Origin of the sequence: Sphingorhabdus sp. (assembly GCF_044239045.1) — a bacterium.
In the GTDB taxonomy this organism is placed as follows: Bacteria; Pseudomonadota; Alphaproteobacteria; order Sphingomonadales; family Sphingomonadaceae; genus Sphingorhabdus_B.
Map to the genome: position 1 here is coordinate 13,412 of NZ_JBIICD010000016.1, position 17,110 is coordinate 30,521.

Here is a 17,110-nt window from a genome sequence, read left to right on the forward strand (position 1 = left end):
AAAACTTCCCCCCTACAATGAGACCTTGTCACATCGGTTCATTTGCTTACATAACGGGCATAACCAAGATTTACGGAAAGGAAAGTCCCTGTATGCATCGCAGTTTCTTCGCACTTGCACTGGCAAGCGCCGCAATCACCCCCGCATTTGCGCAGGCCGACGTCATCGGATCGGGCATAGCGCCATCCGCGGCAACGCATTCGCAAACACGCCCCATTAATTTCGCGGCAACCGCGCCAACATCGGGTGCGCTGGTGATATTGATGCGTAACGCGACGCTGCCCGCCAATGTGGTTGATGCGCCAACCGCGCAAGCATTGAACGCAGCCATCGCATCAGCAAAATTTGAAGGCAAAGAGGGTAGTTCATTGTCGCTTCGCGGCATCGGCAGTTATTCCCGCATCATATTGAGCGGCGTTGGCGAGGAAGGCGACCGCATCGCCCATGTCCGCAACGCGTCGGGCAAAGCTGCACAGGATTTGCGCGATGAAGCCCAGCCCGTAACCATTACAGGCGGCTTTAACTCAGACGAAGCCGCTACAGCTGCGTTGGGCTATGCCATGGGCCAATATCGGTTTGATCGCTATAAAACTGTCGACCGCAAAACGCCGCCGACAAACCCCGTAACCATAATCAGCAACGAAGCGGGCAGCGCTGAGGCCTTGTGGAAGTCACGGCATTCGGCGCTGGCAGAGGGCGTGTCCTTGTCACGTGATTTGGCGGCTGAACCCGCAAATGTCATCTATCCCGAAACTTTTGTTGAGCGCGTTCGCGCCGCTTTCGGCAACACAGCAAACGTCAAAATTGAAGTGCTCGACGAGCCGATGATGCGCAAATTGGGCATGGGGTCGCTGGTCGGTGTTGGCCAAGGGTCGCGCCGTCCATCACGCATGATGATTGTAGAATATCGCGGCGCAGGCGATGGCGCACCATTGGCGATGGTCGGCAAAGGCATTACCTTTGATACAGGTGGTACATCGCTAAAGCCAGGTGCTGGCATGTGGGAGATGAAGGCGGACATGTCCGGCGCAGCCAGCATCATGGGCGCTGTATTATCGCTCGCAAAGTCAAAGGCATCGGTGAACGTCATCGGCGTTGCCGCGCTGGCCGAAAATATGCCCGGCGGTAATGCGCAACGTCCCGGTGACGTCGTGCGCACGATGAGCGGCAAGACCATTGAAATCCTCAACACCGATGCCGAGGGCCGTTTGGTGATGGCGGACGCCAATGAATATGTAATCGCCCAGAAAAAACCCGCTGCTTTGGTGAACATGGCGACCCTGACAGGCGCCATCGTTGGCGCTTTGAACGACGAATATGCTGGCCTATTCAGCCGTGATGAAAAATTGGCTGCAGCGGTTACCGCAGCGGGCACGGCCACGGGTGAAGATGTGTGGCGGATGCCGCTGCACAAAAACTATCTCGATGATATGAAATCCGACATTGCCGACATTAAAAACGTTGTTGAAGGCGGCGGCCCTGGCGCGGGCCTTGGTGCTACCTTCGTTGGCTTCTTCGTTGATAAAAATGTTCCTTGGGCGCATCTTGATATTGCGGGCGTCAACTGGGCAGACAGGTCCGGGCCAGTGACGCCAAAGGGCGCATCGGGCTGGGGCGTGCAATTGCTCGACGCGCTTGCCCGCAATTGGAAATAATATCGGCGTCGGCGCATTTCTGGTCAAAAACATTTGTTAGCAATTTTTTGTTAGGCCCCGTTTTAGAAGCGAGGGCCTAACATATTGTTTAAAAAGTGACAACTTCCCATCTGCAAGGGGGTAGTCGACCAGACAACAGAAACTGTAAGGCAACCTTGTCGTTGGCGTGATCAGCGGCGCGAGGTGGCCCGATTAATCTAGTTTGATAACTTCCCTTTCAAATCGCAATCAACCATGATATTTAAAAGGCTGAAAATTTTGGACGGGGGTTCTTATGAAAAAGTTTAATCGCGACGTTTCGCGTCGGGAACGCATTGGGCTTGTTGGTGTATCTGCGCTGGCGATGATATTGGCAAATCCGGCATTCGCTCAGGATGCAGCGGCGCCAAAGTTGAATCAAGAAGCGGCGGATGAAGAAGCGATTGTTGTTACAGGCTCTCGTATTCAGGGCACGGATGCATTTAACAGCCCCGATCCGGTCACTGTCATTGATCCTGAGTTGTCGGCGAAAGAAGGCCGTTTTGATATAGCCTCGACGCTACAAAGCTCGCCAGTGGCGGCAGGGTCGACCCAGATCACATCTGCTATTTCATCTAACTTCGTGACTGCGGGCGGTCCTGGGGCGCAGACGGTCGACCTTCGCGGGCTCGGCCCCAATCGTACGCTTGTCTTGCTTAACGGGCGCCGAGCTGGCCCTGCTGGAACTCGCGGCTCCGTGTCTTCATTTGATCTCAACGTGTTGCCGCAATCTATCGCGAAATCGATCGACATTGTAAAAACGGGTGCTTCTTCGATTTATGGTTCTGACGCCGTGGCCGGCGTAGTGAATATCATGACCAAGACAACCCTGGATGGCCTGTACCTCAATGCCAACGTCTCAGCCCCGATGGACAGTGGCGGGGAAGAATACCGCATAAATGCCATTTACGGCAAAAAGTTCGATCGTGGCCATCTAATGATTGCGGGCGATTACAGCCACACCAACGAGTTAAATCGGGGCGATCGCGAATATCTCGCCTGCCCAGAAGCATATATCTTCCGCCCTGACGGGTCACGAGCTGACCTTATCGACCCACGAACTGGCAAGCCAAAGTGCGAAGATCTCCGCGGAGGCCATGTCTGGACTTACAACCTAATCGATAACATGCAACTTGATGGCCCGCGCGGTCCGGACACTGGGATTAACACCTCACCTAATGGGGCAACTGTCTTGTTGCAGTATCAATATCCCGGTGAGAGGTTAGGCATTCCGGCATATGGCGCTCCCTCTTATGAGGGTGATTTCGGCGCGCCGACTGGATGGTTTCCTACAGGCTATGATACAGCGTCAACTGCAGTCCAGAATTCTTATCACCCATTTGTCGAAGGGCAGACAATCATTCCTGCGACCGACTTGTACACATTGTTCGCCGATGCATCGTACGAGTTAACGGATTCAATCGAAGCGTTTGGTGAGTTTTTGTTTAACCGCCGCGAAACATATCAAAACGGCTGGCGTCAGTTCTGGAATTTCGGATATACTGGGGATCTCTACGGCACCGGCACACCGGCCACATTATGGGCAAACGGGTGGCAGGGGGTAAACTTACTCAGCCCCACCGCCATAACCAACCAGAGTGATAACAGTCAAAAGGTCGATTATTATCGCGGCGTGGGCGGCTTCCGTGGAGATTTTGGCGGTGCTGGTGACTGGAAATGGGAAGTTTATGGCCAATATAGCAAAAGCATAGGCCGTTATCGTAGCCAGCAGATTTTGCAGGATGTCTATGACACTGGATATTTCCAAAGTGCGTCATGCGTAGGCACTGTCACACCCATTTCGGGGAAAAAGTGCATCGACATACCTTGGACTAACCCGAACTTTTTGTTTGGTCAGTTGACTCAGCCCCAGATCGATTTTCTCTTTGAATGGGAAGAAGGTAAAACGGTATACACGCAGGTTACCGGTGAAGCTTCGCTGTCGGGTAAGTTGCTCGATCTCCCAGCCGGACCATTATCTGTGGCGGCGGGCATCACTGCACGGCTTGACCGAATTAATGACACACCTGGAGAAATTACCCGTGCGGGGAATGCCTGGGGCACGTCAACGTCAGGAATCACGGCTGGCAAGAGCGAGACTTCAGAAGCATTTGCTGAAGTGCGCGTTCCTATTCTCGCCGACACTGATTTCTTCAAAGAACTGACACTCTCGGCAGCAGGCCGCGCTACAAACGTTAAGGCAACGCGTGCGCTTGACGGTTTATCTGCGAGTGACAACGGAAACTTTACATATAAATTTGGCGCCAATTGGGCTGTCAATGATTGGGTAAGGTTCCGGGGGAGCTACGGCACGTCATTCCGTGCGCCGGCATTGTTCGAGCAATTTTTGACGGATGAAACAAGCTCTGCCGCCCAACGTTCGATTGACCCATGTATTCGCTGGGCAGGGAATCTGGCTTTAGGTAGAATCACGCAAAGGATAGCTGACAACTGCGCGGCAGATGGCATTCCTTCGACCCATTCAGGGACGGGAGTAAGCGCCAACATTACAGCATCCGGGGGTGTTGGAATTCTGAAATCAGAAACATCTAAAGCTCTGGTAGTTGGCACAGTGTTTACACCTAGGTTCGGTTTTATGCCTGACACCAAGATCAGCCTATCGGTAGATTATTTTGATATTCGGGTGAGCGACGAAATCACACAATTAGGTGCCGGTAACATTTTGCGAGGCTGCTACGGTTCGCTGGATTTTGCCAATGAACCACTATGCGATTTGTTCACCCGCGGACAGACCGCTGCTCCGTTCAATGTTGCCAATGTTAAGGATAAATTTGTCAACATCGCCAGTCAGCGCAATAGCGGGATCGACGTTGCGGCAAATATCAGGCAAGATCTTGGGAACCTGGGGAGCATTTCGGTCACTGCGGACATGACATGGCAGTTGAAGGATGACCTCATACTTCTTCCAGGGTCGCCCGGAACGTCAACCAATGGCGAAGCAGGTTCCCCCAAGTGGGTAGGAGATTTCCGCGTGAACTGGCAATCTCCAAGCAGCCAAACTTCCCTCTTTTACGGGATCAACGTCATTGGCGCGACATCCAACGTAGAAGATTTCCTGGATAGCAATGGCGGCAATCCGTGTATTAATTCATCGGTCTATGGGACATACTGCCCTAAGGTAACTACTCCGATGACATTTTATCACAATCTGTCACTGACGCAGGAAATTGGCGAAAAATTCGACATAACAATTGGGATGAGCAATATTTTTGATACACGACCACCTCGAGTATCGGTCCTAAATGGTAGCCAAATTAGTACACTTGGCCCCGTGGTGGCTGCGTCTCAATATCCGTTTGTGGGCCGTCGAGTATTCATGAATGTATCTGCCAAATTCTAATTGGTAGCGAATTTGTAAACGGGCAGCGTGGAAACACGCTGCCCGTTTTCTTTTGATCAACAGATCTATATCGAGGGTATCATTTTATGGCTGAAATCTGGATAAACGCTGATACCCTCAATGAAGAAAACGCCAAGTTTGCGCAAACTCCATTGACTAAGCCTGTGTTCTTGAACAGCGTTCCCAAGAGCGGCAGCCATCTAATGCGCAACATATTGCGAATGTTTGTTCCACTGGATCAACAGTACAACGCTGACTTCATACAGTGGCCAACTCTGCAAAAGCATCGCCGTGCATTTGATCCATCGCAGCCGATGTTGAGCTGGGGGCATTTGTTCATGGCTGACGCGTCGGTGATCGAAACAGCGTCCTGCAATCGTATTCTACTATACCGGGACCCTTATGACTGGGTCATCGCGCGTGCACGATTTTTTGTTTCTGAGCAGTTTTCAGGTAATGTTGATCACCTAAAGTCTGGCGAGATGGAATTAGACGAGCTTTTGACTTTGATGATATTTGGATTGCCCGGAAAAGCACCGTCCCTAAAGGACACCTATGAATTAAACGCTGCTGCATGGCTGGGTGCACGGGTTTATCCAGTGAAATATGAAGATATCCTTAGGCATTTGGGCAACCTCGAAACCACGGCAGCGGAGCTTTTTTTTGAACAGCTTTTTTCGGCCTGTGGAATAAGCATGACATTGGATTGGCGAGAGAGGGTTATGATCGGTTCAAGCCGAGAGCAAAGCGGAACAGCGCGAGAAAATCTAACCGGTATTTCGGTTGACCTGCCCGAAGCGCTTGGCCCACATCACCGGGCACTTGTTAACTATCATGCGCCAGGTCTACGCGCGCTCCTTGGTTATCAATAGGGCGTGCATGAAATGACCACGGGCGTAAGGCAAAATGGTGTAACCGCATTTCCGCTATTGTCCGAGGCGAGCAAGCTGATGGTCGACAAAAAGCTCGACGAAGCCGCGCGCCTTACAATGGATCATTTACGTCGATATCCCAATGAGCCCCGTGGCCTGGCGCAATTGGGCACTATTGCCATGCAACTGGGCGCACTCGGGCAGGCAGAGCATTTTTTTCGGCTTTCCTTGAAGCATGGTGCAACAAGCGCAGAGGTGCATCGCAATTTAGGTTCGATCTTGAACCAACAAGAGCGGTTAGACGAGGCGCTTATCCTGTTTGAAACATTGCTGAAGCAGGAGGATGACCCAGCTCTAAAGGTTATAATCGCCGTAATTCTCGATAAGCTGGGTCGGACCGAGGAGGCAATGGCATTACGCCAAACCTTAGTCGATCAATCAGCAGAAAATCCTTTCTACTGGATTGCTTTGGGCCATAGTTTGCGGGCCGCAGGCCAAGTCGAAGATGCGATCAATGCCTATCGCGCCGCAATAAAGGCGGATTTTGAATGCGGGGAGGCTTGGTGGGGTCTGGCCAGCATTAAAGCTCCCGTCTTTACCGATGATGATGTGGCACATATGCGCCAAGCGATTGCAGTGGCAGTAGATGTTCGAAACAGTGCGCCTGCACATTTCGCATTGGGTCGTGCCTTGCATGATCGCGGCCGTTTTGCTGAAGCATTCGAACATTATGCGATTGGTAACCGACAGCGGGCGGATAGCATTGGCTATGATCCAAATGAACTGACGGCTGAGGTTACCGAGGTAGAACGGACACTCAATGCCGCTTCTATCAATAAGATTCCAACAGCATCGCCACAGAATGATATTCCTATTTTTATTGTCAGCCTGCCACGTTCAGGCTCAACATTATTGGAGCAGATGCTGGGAAGTCACGCGCATATCGAACCCGCTGGAGAACTTCCTTACATCCCGGCTATTTTGCGATCTGCGATGGAGAGTGCGACGAAGCATGGCAAAGTAACCGTGCCCCACCTCATTAAAAATATGAACGATCGGCAAGCCAGTGCCTTGGGCGACGAGTATCTGCGTCGCGCTAAGCTACACCGCAAAACCGATCGACCGTATTTCATTGATAAATTACCACATAATTGGAGCAACGTGCTCTTCATCCAGCGCATACTTCCGCAAGCACGGTTCATCGATATCCGCCGCGCTCCTATGGATTGCTGCTTTTCAAATTTCACTCAATCATTTTCTTCAGCACACGCCTCATCTTTCGTTCTAGAGGACGTGGCGAGATGTTATGTCGACTATGTGCGCTTTATGCGGCACCTTTCCATAAACGTCCCGGGTATGGTGCATCATGTTGAATATGAGCGCTTGATCGAAAATGCAGAAAATGAATTAAAAACTGTCCTAGAGTATCTCGAACTTGGCTGGGATCCCTCAATGCTTGATTTTCATAAGCTGGGGAGGGTTGTACGGACACCAAGTAGCGAACAGGTACGCCGACCGCTCAACCGTGATGGTATGGATATTTGGCTACCGTATAGCGAGTGGCTTGAACCGCTACGGAAGACATTAGATGGATTGATCATTTAATCGTCTGTCCCGTATCGCGGAGCGCGCGCCAATTTCTCTGATATGGGGTGGGCCATCGCTTTCGCAACGTGGTTTGTCCCTTCGAACATCCTGCGGCAGCGTCAACGACTGCAATATGTTATCAGCACATCTATCAAATAGGCTTAGCGAAAAAGTATTAAATGGCCGGATACAATCATGCTTTGGTCCGATTGTAATCAGTGCTCGCCCCTGAACCCATTGCAGGTTCAGACAAATCCATTTTGCATACTTGTGTTGCAGAAATGCCGCACTACATTCTGTGTAGACATGGAGCCTTTGCGCACAAAGGCCCCATCGACATTTAGGAAATAGCGCATGAACCTCGAAAAATTTACGGACCGCGCCAAGGGTTTTCTGCAAAGCGCGCAGACCGTCGCCATTCGCATGAGCCATCAGCGGATCGGGCCTGAACATCTCCTGAAAGCCTTACTTGAAGATGAGCAGGGCATGGCATCTGGCCTCATCAAGGCCGCTGGCGGCGACGCGGCGACTGCGTTGCGTGAAACCGACGCGGCGGTCGCGAAGGTGCCGGCCGTGTCCGGCGGCGGCGCGCAACAGACCCCAGGCCTCGACAATGACGCCGTGCGCGTCCTCGACGCCGCCGAACAAGTCGCGCAAAAGGCCGGCGACAGCTATGTCACCGTGGAACGGCTGTTGCTCGCACTGGCGCTGGCGAAAACCACCACAGCAGGCAAGGCGCTAGCGACAGCAGCTGTCACAGCCGACGGTCTGAACACCGCTATAAACGAACTGCGGGGTGGCCGCGCAGCCGATACCGCTGGTGCAGAGGACCGTTATGACGCGCTCAAGAAGTTCGCACGCGACCTGACTGAAGTTGCGCGCGCCGGAAAATTGGATCCCGTTATTGGCCGCGATGAGGAAATCCGCCGCACCATCCAGATCCTTGCGCGCCGTACAAAGAATAACCCCGTGCTCATTGGCGAACCCGGCGTCGGGAAAACCGCCATTGCCGAAGGACTCGCGCTGCGCATCGCCAATGGCGACGTGCCCGATAGCCTGAAGCATCGCAAATTACTGTCGCTCGATATGGGCGCGTTGATTGCGGGCGCAAAATATCGCGGCGAATTTGAAGAACGGCTCAAGGGCGTGCTGGACGAGGTTAAGCAGGCCGAAGGTGATATCATCTTGTTCATCGACGAAATGCACACATTAATCGGCGCGGGCAAAGGCGAAGGCGCGATGGATGCCGCCAACCTGATCAAGCCTGCTTTGTCGCGTGGCGAACTGCACTGCATTGGTGCAACGACGCTCGATGAATATCAAAAGCATGTCGAAAAAGACCCCGCGCTTCAACGCCGCTTCCAACCGATTTTCGTCGGCGAACCCACTGTCGAGGATACCATCTCCATCCTGCGCGGGTTGAAGGAGAAATATGAACTGCACCATGGCGTGCGTATTACCGACAGCGCTTTGGTCAGCGCCGCCACCTTGTCGCACCGCTATATTTCCGACCGTTTCCTGCCGGACAAAGCCATCGACCTGATGGACGAAGCCGCGTCGCGGCTGCGGATGGAGGTTGAATCCAAGCCTGAAGAAATTGAAACGCTCGACCGCCGGATCATCCAGTTAAAGATTGAACGTGAAGCGTTGGGCAAGGAAAGCGATGCGGCGTCCAAGGACCGTCTGGCCAATTTGGAGGGCGAGCTTGCCAATCTGGAGCAGCAATCGCTCGAGCTCACGCAGCGGTGGCAGGCGGAAAAAGACAAGATTTCTGCCGAAGCCAAAATCAAAGAACTTCTGGATGGCGCGCGCATCGAATTGGAACAAGCGCAGCGATCGGGCGACCTCGCCAAAGCGGGCGAGCTGCAATATGGCACGATACCGGGCTTGGAAAAGCAACTAGAGGTAGCCGAGGCCGCCGCCGGCAATGCCATGCTGCGCGAAGAAGTGACCGCGCAAGACATCGCCAGCGTCGTCAGCCGCTGGACCGGAATTCCGGTCGACAAAATGCTGGAGGGCGAACGCGATAAATTGCTCAATATGGAGCAACTTATCGGCGCGCGCGTCATTGGTCAGAAAGATGCCGTCGAAGCGGTGTCCAAGGCGGTACGCCGGTCGCGCGCCGGGCTTCAGGACCCGAACCGCCCCCTTGGTTCGTTCTTATTCCTGGGGCCAACAGGCGTTGGCAAGACCGAGCTTACAAAAGCGCTCGCATCCTTCTTGTTCGACGATGACAATGCGATGGTGCGTATCGACATGTCCGAATTTATGGAAAAGCACAGCGTCGCGCGGCTGGTCGGTGCGCCTCCGGGCTATGTCGGTTATGAAGAAGGCGGCGTGCTGACCGAAGCCGTCCGCCGCCGGCCTTATCAGGTCGTGTTGTTCGACGAAGTTGAAAAGGCCCATGCGGACGTTTTCAACATACTGCTGCAGGTGTTGGATGATGGCCGCCTGACCGATGGTCAGGGCCGCACTGTCGATTTCTCCAACACGCTCATCATCCTGACATCCAATCTGGGTAGCCAGCATCTCGCCGCGTTGGAAGACGGTCAGGATGTGAAAGAGGTCGAACCGCAAGTCATGGAAATCGTGCGCGGCCATTTCCGGCCCGAATTCCTGAACCGCTTAGACGAGGTTATATTGTTCCACCGTTTGGGCGCCGATCATATGGCCCCGATCGTCGATATTCAGGTGCAGCGCGTCCAAAAACTGCTCAAAGATCGCAAGATCACTCTGTCCTTGTCAGACGAGGCCAAAGCATGGCTTGGACGCGTGGGCTATGACCCTGTTTATGGCGCACGCCCCCTAAAACGCGCCATCCAACGCTATTTGCAGGACCCGCTGGCAGACATGCTCTTGCGCGGCGGCATCCCCGATGGCGCCACGGTGATGGTGGACGAGGGCGATGGGGGGTTGAAAATGGCAACTGGGTAAGAAGCCACGTTGAACGATCGCGACAGTATCATTTTGATATTCCCGAATGTCAGTCGGGTTGTTCGTGGGCCCTCAACCAGCCAGTAATCGCATACCGACGATATGCTGCGGCTTGCGTTACCTCACTGACGCTATGCAATTGAGGTACTTTAAATATATTTAGGGTGTTGAATGTCGGCACCCATCCGCAATCGACATGTCCATTTGGTCCGTGAAACAGAAGCAATCCACCCCATTCCAGCCGCCAGACAGGTGTCAAGCCAAACACATAGGCCGCCCGCCGGAATTTGCCTTCTACCGCATCGTCATGGCCAGTTAAAAAGTCTCCGGGTGCATATGCTGTCGCTTGGGCATCTGCATATTCTATTTCCGAGGAGCCGGTAATCGTGCGTAGGAAATCTCGCACATGGTCGGTCGACATAAAGCTAGCAAAGGAAAAGAGGATATCCGTGCTGGCCGCGCGTTCGTTTGCACTATCCGGCACACGGACTGTCTCAAAGCGATACTGAAACCCGGATCGCGCCTGCGCATACACAGCGTTATTGAGCGCCTTGACTTGGTCGTGATCCAATGCTGCACGCGTCGCCCGGTCAAGTTCGACCGCACCGTTCGTCGTTGCCAACACTTGCATCCAGTCGTTACGGTAGCGCAGTGTCTCATAAAGAGTTTTGGCGTCTTCGGCATGGAGAAATTCAGGAATATGCAGGCGCCCATCTTTCTGAAAACTTTTGGCCAGCGCCGATACGTCCAGTCTGGGATTCATCCTCATCTTTACCGCCTTCACCACAGCCTCAATTTTATGGCTCTTTCTATAGGCAGATAGGTATGTAAAGTAAGCGGTGATTTTTTGGTGACGCCCGCTTGCTCGACGTCAAGGCAATCAACATGTTCATGATAGCGCCTGAAGTAACAAGCGTTATGCCTATAAAATCGACGCCTCGACGCAGATAACTAACTCGACGCCCATTACCTGCGTTGCTAAAGTTTTATAAATGTTCATGAAGACCACTCCTCTAATGATCAAGTGACTGAAGAAGATGAAAAGCCTGTTTGAAATCAACCAAGACATTAACCGGCCAGAGCTCGCCCGCCGCTTTTTGCAAAATGGCAGGGTTCAAGTCCGCAACGTTCTAACACCTCAAACAGCGCAGGAACTTTTGTCGATCTTAAAGCAACGGACGCGCTGGAGCATGGCGATATTCAGCGACGAAAATGCCGTCGCTGAAGCAAAAAGTTTTAAGTCTGAGGACATGATGAAAGCTGGTGGAGTGGAGCGTGTCAACCGTGCAGCCGCATCCGCCGAGGCCCTTTCTGCAGAAGGGCGTTATGCATTTCGCTATGCGCATTATCCTATTGTTGACGCTCTCAATGAACGTTGGGATCCTGATGGCCCCCATGAAATTCTTTTAGAGCACCTAAATTCACCTGAATTTCTTAATCTCGCACGGGATGTTACAGGTATCAACGAGCTAATCCGCGCAGATGCTCAGGCCACATTATTTGCCGCAAACCATTATCTGGGTCGGCATACAGACAGCCATGTCGCACAAGGCTGGCGGGTAGCATATGTGCTGAACCTTGCACCCGATAACTGGCATCCCGACTGGGGCGGCTATCTCCTCTTTTTGGATGATGAAGGTGATGTGACTGAGGGTTTTCGACCCCGCTTCAATGCACTGAATTTGTTTCTTGTGCCGCAAAATCACCTGGTGAGCTACGTTCCACCATTCGCTCCAAATAGTCGGTTTGCTATTACCGGTTGGTTGTCCGACCAGTGATGAACTCGGCCGCCATTGCGCAGGACGCCGCAGCTCTCGCAAGCAAGGGTGATAATGCAGGTGCCGATATTCTCTACAGCAAAGGGCTGGCGCTCTTTCCCAACGATGCACGTTTTTCCAATAGTGCTGGCAATTTTTATGCACGCAATGGCCGCAGCGAGGAGGCACTGGAGCTTTTCACCCGCGCTTTGCGTCTTGACCCAAGCTTGGAGGAGGCCGCTTTCAATAAGGTCATCCTGCTTCTTCGGCTTGGCCGCTCGCAAGAGGCTGTTCGGCTATTGGTGAACAGTTGGACAAGCAGCACAAACGCGAAATATTGGGCCCTCCGCGGAAATGCAGAGCGGCTTTCAGCTGACTTCTCGGCGGCGAGCAGCAGCTATGATCGATCCTTGGCGATCGAACCTTTTAACTCTCGCGCGCTTACCGGTCGTGCTCGACTCGCTTTGGAATGTGGCGATGAAGCAGCCGTTGTTTTTTATGAAGAGGCTCTTGCCCAGTCACCGGGTGACCCGAAGCTTTTCCTTGATTACACGCAAGCTTTAGTTGCTGCGGGGCGCCAAGGTGAAGCATTGGAATGTGCAAGCGCGCTTGTTGAGCAACTGCCAGCGTGGGTAGAAGGGCATAGTCTTTATGCGGAAATGCTATGGTCATCGGGTAATGAGACGCAATTTGGTTCTAGATTTGAGAAGGCGCTTTTGGCACATCCAAGCCCAGAATTATTTCTAGGCTGGGCGCATATACTTTCCGGCGTCGATCGCTTTGCTGAAGCAACTGATGTCTTGCGGAGGGCACATCAGAAGTGGCCTGACAATCTTACGATCTTGCTCGATTTATGTATCGCTTTGGGTGAAGCTGGCATGGGAGCAGAAGCGGAGCAGCTCTTCGCGCAGTTCGGCCATCTCGAACCTGCAGAATGGCACATTGCACGATGCCGCAACCTAATCCGCATTGGCTTGGTTGATGAAGCTGAGCGCCGCCTTTTCGATCTTACAAAAACAAAAATGGCAGATATTTCCGCTTGGTCGCTGCTTGACATATGCTGGCGCCTCAAAGGCGATGCGCGACATGAATGGTTGCATGGGCAAACTGGCCTGGTTCGACAAATTGCCGTTCCATTTTGTTCAGACGAGCTCTCTGATATTCAGCAATGCCTGCTAAAAATCCACGACACATCTGCGCCGCCGGTCGGCCAGTCCGTTAAATCGGGGAGCCAGACAAAGGGCACTCTGTTTGCAAGGCGCGCCCCAGAGTTGGCGCGCTTAAAGGCTGCGCTCTTAGACATCTTGCAAGACTATAAGGCGGGGCTCCCAGAGCAAGATCTGGTGCATCCCTTGCTCTCGATGCGCGAAGCCGCCTGGGGGATTACCAGCAGTTGGTCAATTCGCTTATGCGGACGCGGCAAACATGCGCCCCATATTCATCCAAAGGGCTTGATTTCGTCTGCCTGTTACTTTGAGGTGCCAGCCGAAGTGTCTCAACAAGGCGGGCCTGGCTGGCTGGACCTTGGCGCTCCGCCAACCAATCTCGAAACTGGCCTTGCTGCCCTTCATTCATTCCAACCAAAAGTTGGACACTGCATCTTGTTTCCCAGCACCATGTTTCATGGAACGCGACCAATATCTCAGGGAAATCGAATGACTGTGGCTTTTGACGTCACCGTTGCGCGCTAGGCGTTGGATTCTAGCAAGAGTTTAGCTGTTCCGGCACAAACAAAAAAGGCGGCTGACCTAAAGGTCAGCCGCCTCCTTTTTCATATCAAGCGTTTCTTAGAACTTGAAGCGCGCTGAAACAAAGTAATCGCGACCCAAAACATCGTAGAAGCTTGGAAGTGTGTTACCCTGTTCTGCAGCCGATCCGAGGATACGTGGCTGTGTGTCGAAGAGGTTGTTAACACCCGCGTTGAGCGAGAAATTCTCGTTCAAGTCGACGCCAACGCTCAGATCGATATAGTTAGTCGATCCGACATAAGGCTTGGGAAGCAGAGCAGGATCTGTTCCAATGCGCTGCGTTCCGTTGAACACGTTTTGAATGCGGGTGTCTTTCGTGCCGTCTTCATAACGCCAGCGAACCGAGAACAAGGCTGGACCCTCGCTGTAGGTCACACGAACATTGTGACGGTACTTCGGCTGACCATGCGTACCTTCAACGATGTTTTCACGCTCTGGGATCGAAGAAATCGGCGTGCTCCGATAGGTGTCGAGCCAAGTACCCAGGTAGAAGAAGCCCAGATTACCGTTCATCACTGGCATCGAATAATCAACCTGAACGTCGATACCGCTGGTTTCCAGATTGCCAACGTTGGCTGACCGGAACTGCGGGTTTTTACCACCCGAAGTCTGACCCAGAGCGCCGTTCGAAGTATTACGCATGCCAACAAACACCTTACAGATCGGATTGTTCAGATCCTGAATGGTGTTGTAGCACAGCGACAGAGCCGAGCTGACACCGCCTGCAAGAACACCGATCGTGTTATCAACAGAGATGTTGAAATAGTCTGCCGTGATGTTCAAGCGTGGTACGAAGCTAGGACGGAACACGAGACCAGCGGTGAAGGTATCCGAAGTTTCTTCTTCAACAGTCGGGCTACCACCGAAATCTGCCTGAATCTGCGCATTAGGCTGAACCGCACGGGTGAAGACTGTCGCTGCTGGAACACCAGCGGCAAGACAGAATGCACGCAAGGCATCGGTGCGCGAAGCAGCGGTACCACGATCAGAGCAAGGGTCGGTTGCGGCTGGGAAACCAGTTGAATTGCCCGCAAAAAGATCCTGCACGTTTGGTGCACGAACAGCGCGCGAATATTGCGCACGGAATGTCACATCCTCAATTGGTGCGACGTCGATGCCACCGGAATACGTCCAGCTTCCGCCGACTGCCGAAAGCGAATAGTCCGAATAACGGGCTGCCGCGTTCAGTCCAAGACGATGGATGAACTGATCTTCAAGCACAGGAACGTTCAATTCCCCGAAGATTTCCTTCACATCGTAAGAACCGCTGGTAGGCTTACCGGCGTTAAAACCAAGCACGTCTCCTGATGCCAAGAACTCGTCAGGAATGTAACGCGACGCCATCTTGCGATATTCGCCACCGAATGCGAAGCCGACATCGTCCCCACCCATACCGAGGTTAAACAGCGAGCCCGAAACCGATGCCACCGCATTGGTCAGTTCAGACTGTTCCAAGTTTGTTGATTGAACGCGAACATATTTGACCGCATCAGCGCTGGCGAGGCCGCTACCGAATACGTTGATTGGAACGCAACCTGCGGCGCGTGCGGATGCATCCTTACACCGAAGCTCCGTTGTGCTCCCAGGAACAAATTCCGTGGTCAACGCGTTCACGTAACGGCTGCTCGACACGTTGCCCTGCTGGATCTGCGTATTGCTCGTCCGTGCATATGAATAGAACATATCGAATTGCAGGTTATCAGTGATGTCACCGCGGAAGCCACCCAGCACGCGGAACGCCTGGCGGGTTTGCTCTTGGTTGCGTGAACCAGCCGACAGGAAGCGATACGAAACCGAAGTCGTCGCATAGCCATCACCGCGGGTCCCCGCAGTCGCAGCTTCAGCCGCATCATTGGCGGTCAACAAAGCGCGCGTTGCTGCATCGAAGTAAGGGCTAGCAATCAACAGCGGCGCCGAAACACCGGTTGGTGTCGGAGCGAGCTCCGATGCAACGCGGTTGTTGACGAAGCTGAGTTCTGAGTAGAACTCAAGGCCATCGGTCACTTCATAATTACCATAGGCACCAAGAAGATAGCGCTCTTGCGGCAATTGCAGATAGTTGGCTGGCGCAAAGTTGTAGAGATCGCCCGGATCCTTGAAAACGCGCGAACCGCCGCCAGTTGGGTTAAAGATGTAGGTGCTGGTGCCCGAACCAAAGGTTGCGATTGGACCAGTGGCCGAGCCCTGAGGTACGAAACCGACTTGTCCACCACGGGTGCCGCATGTGGAAACCGTGATGCCCGACGGATAGGGGGTGCCAATTTCAGTAACAGCGTTCGTGCTGCCTGGAACGATGCAGCCGTCGCCAGCTGCCGTCGCGGAGAAGGAGCGAGCGCCCTGGAAAATTGACTTACGGCGTGTATAGTTGGCGAACATAGTTACATTGCCGCGGCCGTCGTCTAGGCTCGAACCAATAGCGATGTTGGCTGAATAACGCTCGCCATCACCCTTATCTGTCAACGAATAAGTGGTGCCAGCTTCGATACCATTTAGGTCACGCAAGCGAAAGTTCACAACGCCAGAAACGGCATCCGAACCGTAAACCGCAGATGTACCGCCGGTAACGACATCAACGTTGGAAATTAGAAACTGAGGGATGGTGTTGAGGTCAACGATTTGGTTCGTATCATAGAACATCCAGCGGCGACCGTTGACGAGAACGAGTGTTCGCGTCGAACCTATGCCGCGCAAGTTCAAAGTCACCGCGCCGTTACCTGGATTGTTTGAGAAGCTGGTGTTGCCTGGCAAGACTTGCGGCAGGGTGTTAATGACCTGCTCAACGTTAATAGCGCCGGCCAGCTTAAATTCTTCGGCTGAAACCACTGCTACTGGAGTGGTACCTGTCAGATCCGGCCGCGCGATGCGCGAACCCGTCACAACGATGGCTTCTGCCGCTTCTGCAGCGGGTGCTGCTTCTTGTGCAAATGATGGCGTTGAAATCAAAGCGATGCCAAGCGCGAGTGGCGCTGCGGCATATTTCAAATTGCTGATACGTGTGCTTTTCACGGTATAGCCCCTTCCAAATGGAAAAAGTGATAGAATTCCTATAACTTTTTAGCTGTTAAACTCCCCAAGATTCCTGCCTAAACCTACACGCGCGAACCACACATGTTCATCGGACGCAGAACCCTAGTTGGGCGCCCCTTGAAGGAAATCGTCAATTTGCGCAACAAATTGG

The 17,110-nt window shown here is 53.0% G+C and carries 9 protein-coding genes; 7 read left to right on the top strand and 2 right to left on the bottom strand.

Annotated features, from left to right (window positions below; translation table 11 throughout):
• Positions 1 to 92: 92 nt before the first annotated feature.
• From ACILP4_RS07685 to clpB, 5 genes are all read left to right on the top strand, one after another.
• Complete coding sequence (locus tag ACILP4_RS07685) at positions 93 to 1,655, top strand: leucyl aminopeptidase (RefSeq protein ID WP_395620150.1); 1,563 nt, start codon at positions 93 to 95, stop codon at positions 1,653 to 1,655.
• A 274-nt stretch (positions 1,656 to 1,929) separates the two neighbouring features.
• Positions 1,930 to 5,034, top strand: coding sequence for a TonB-dependent receptor domain-containing protein (locus tag ACILP4_RS07690; RefSeq protein WP_395620151.1), 3,105 nt, complete (start codon positions 1,930 to 1,932; stop codon positions 5,032 to 5,034).
• An 86-nt stretch (positions 5,035 to 5,120) separates the two neighbouring features.
• Complete coding sequence (locus tag ACILP4_RS07695) at positions 5,121 to 5,906, top strand: hypothetical protein (protein ID WP_395620152.1); 786 nt, start codon at positions 5,121 to 5,123, stop codon at positions 5,904 to 5,906.
• Between the two features lie 117 nt (positions 5,907 to 6,023).
• On the top strand, positions 6,024 to 7,511 hold the full coding sequence (locus ACILP4_RS07700; protein WP_395620179.1) for a tetratricopeptide repeat-containing sulfotransferase family protein: 1,488 nt from the start codon (positions 6,024 to 6,026) through the stop codon (positions 7,509 to 7,511).
• Between the two features lie 336 nt (positions 7,512 to 7,847).
• Positions 7,848 to 10,427 carry an ATP-dependent chaperone ClpB gene (clpB, locus tag ACILP4_RS07705; RefSeq protein WP_395620153.1) on the top strand — a complete coding sequence of 860 codons (2,580 nt, stop codon included), beginning with the start codon at positions 7,848 to 7,850 and terminating at the stop codon, positions 10,425 to 10,427.
• Between the two features lie 49 nt (positions 10,428 to 10,476).
• Here clpB and ACILP4_RS07710 read toward each other — a convergent pair whose 3' ends face one another.
• The gene (locus ACILP4_RS07710; RefSeq protein ID WP_395620154.1) at positions 10,477 to 11,196 is read right to left on the bottom strand and encodes a 2OG-Fe(II) oxygenase; all 720 of its coding nucleotides are present in this window, start codon (positions 11,194 to 11,196) and stop codon (positions 10,477 to 10,479) included.
• 268 nt (positions 11,197 to 11,464) lie between these two features.
• Here ACILP4_RS07710 and ACILP4_RS07715 point away from each other — a divergent pair, with 268 nt between their 5' ends.
• Positions 11,465 to 12,205: a 2OG-Fe(II) oxygenase gene (locus tag ACILP4_RS07715; RefSeq protein ID WP_395620155.1), complete on the top strand. Its 741-nt coding sequence runs from the start codon at positions 11,465 to 11,467 to the stop codon at positions 12,203 to 12,205.
• Positions 12,205 to 13,875, top strand: a complete 1,671-nt coding sequence (locus ACILP4_RS07720) for a tetratricopeptide repeat protein (protein ID WP_395620156.1) — start codon at positions 12,205 to 12,207, stop codon at positions 13,873 to 13,875. The genes ACILP4_RS07715 and ACILP4_RS07720 overlap by 1 nt, the downstream gene beginning before the upstream one ends.
• Positions 13,876 to 13,971: 96 nt before the next feature.
• Here the strand turns inward: ACILP4_RS07720 and ACILP4_RS07725 are convergent, their stop codons facing one another.
• Positions 13,972 to 16,938, bottom strand: a complete 2,967-nt coding sequence (locus ACILP4_RS07725; protein WP_395620157.1) for a TonB-dependent receptor domain-containing protein — start codon at positions 16,936 to 16,938, stop codon at positions 13,972 to 13,974.
• Positions 16,939 to 17,110 lie beyond the last annotated feature (172 nt).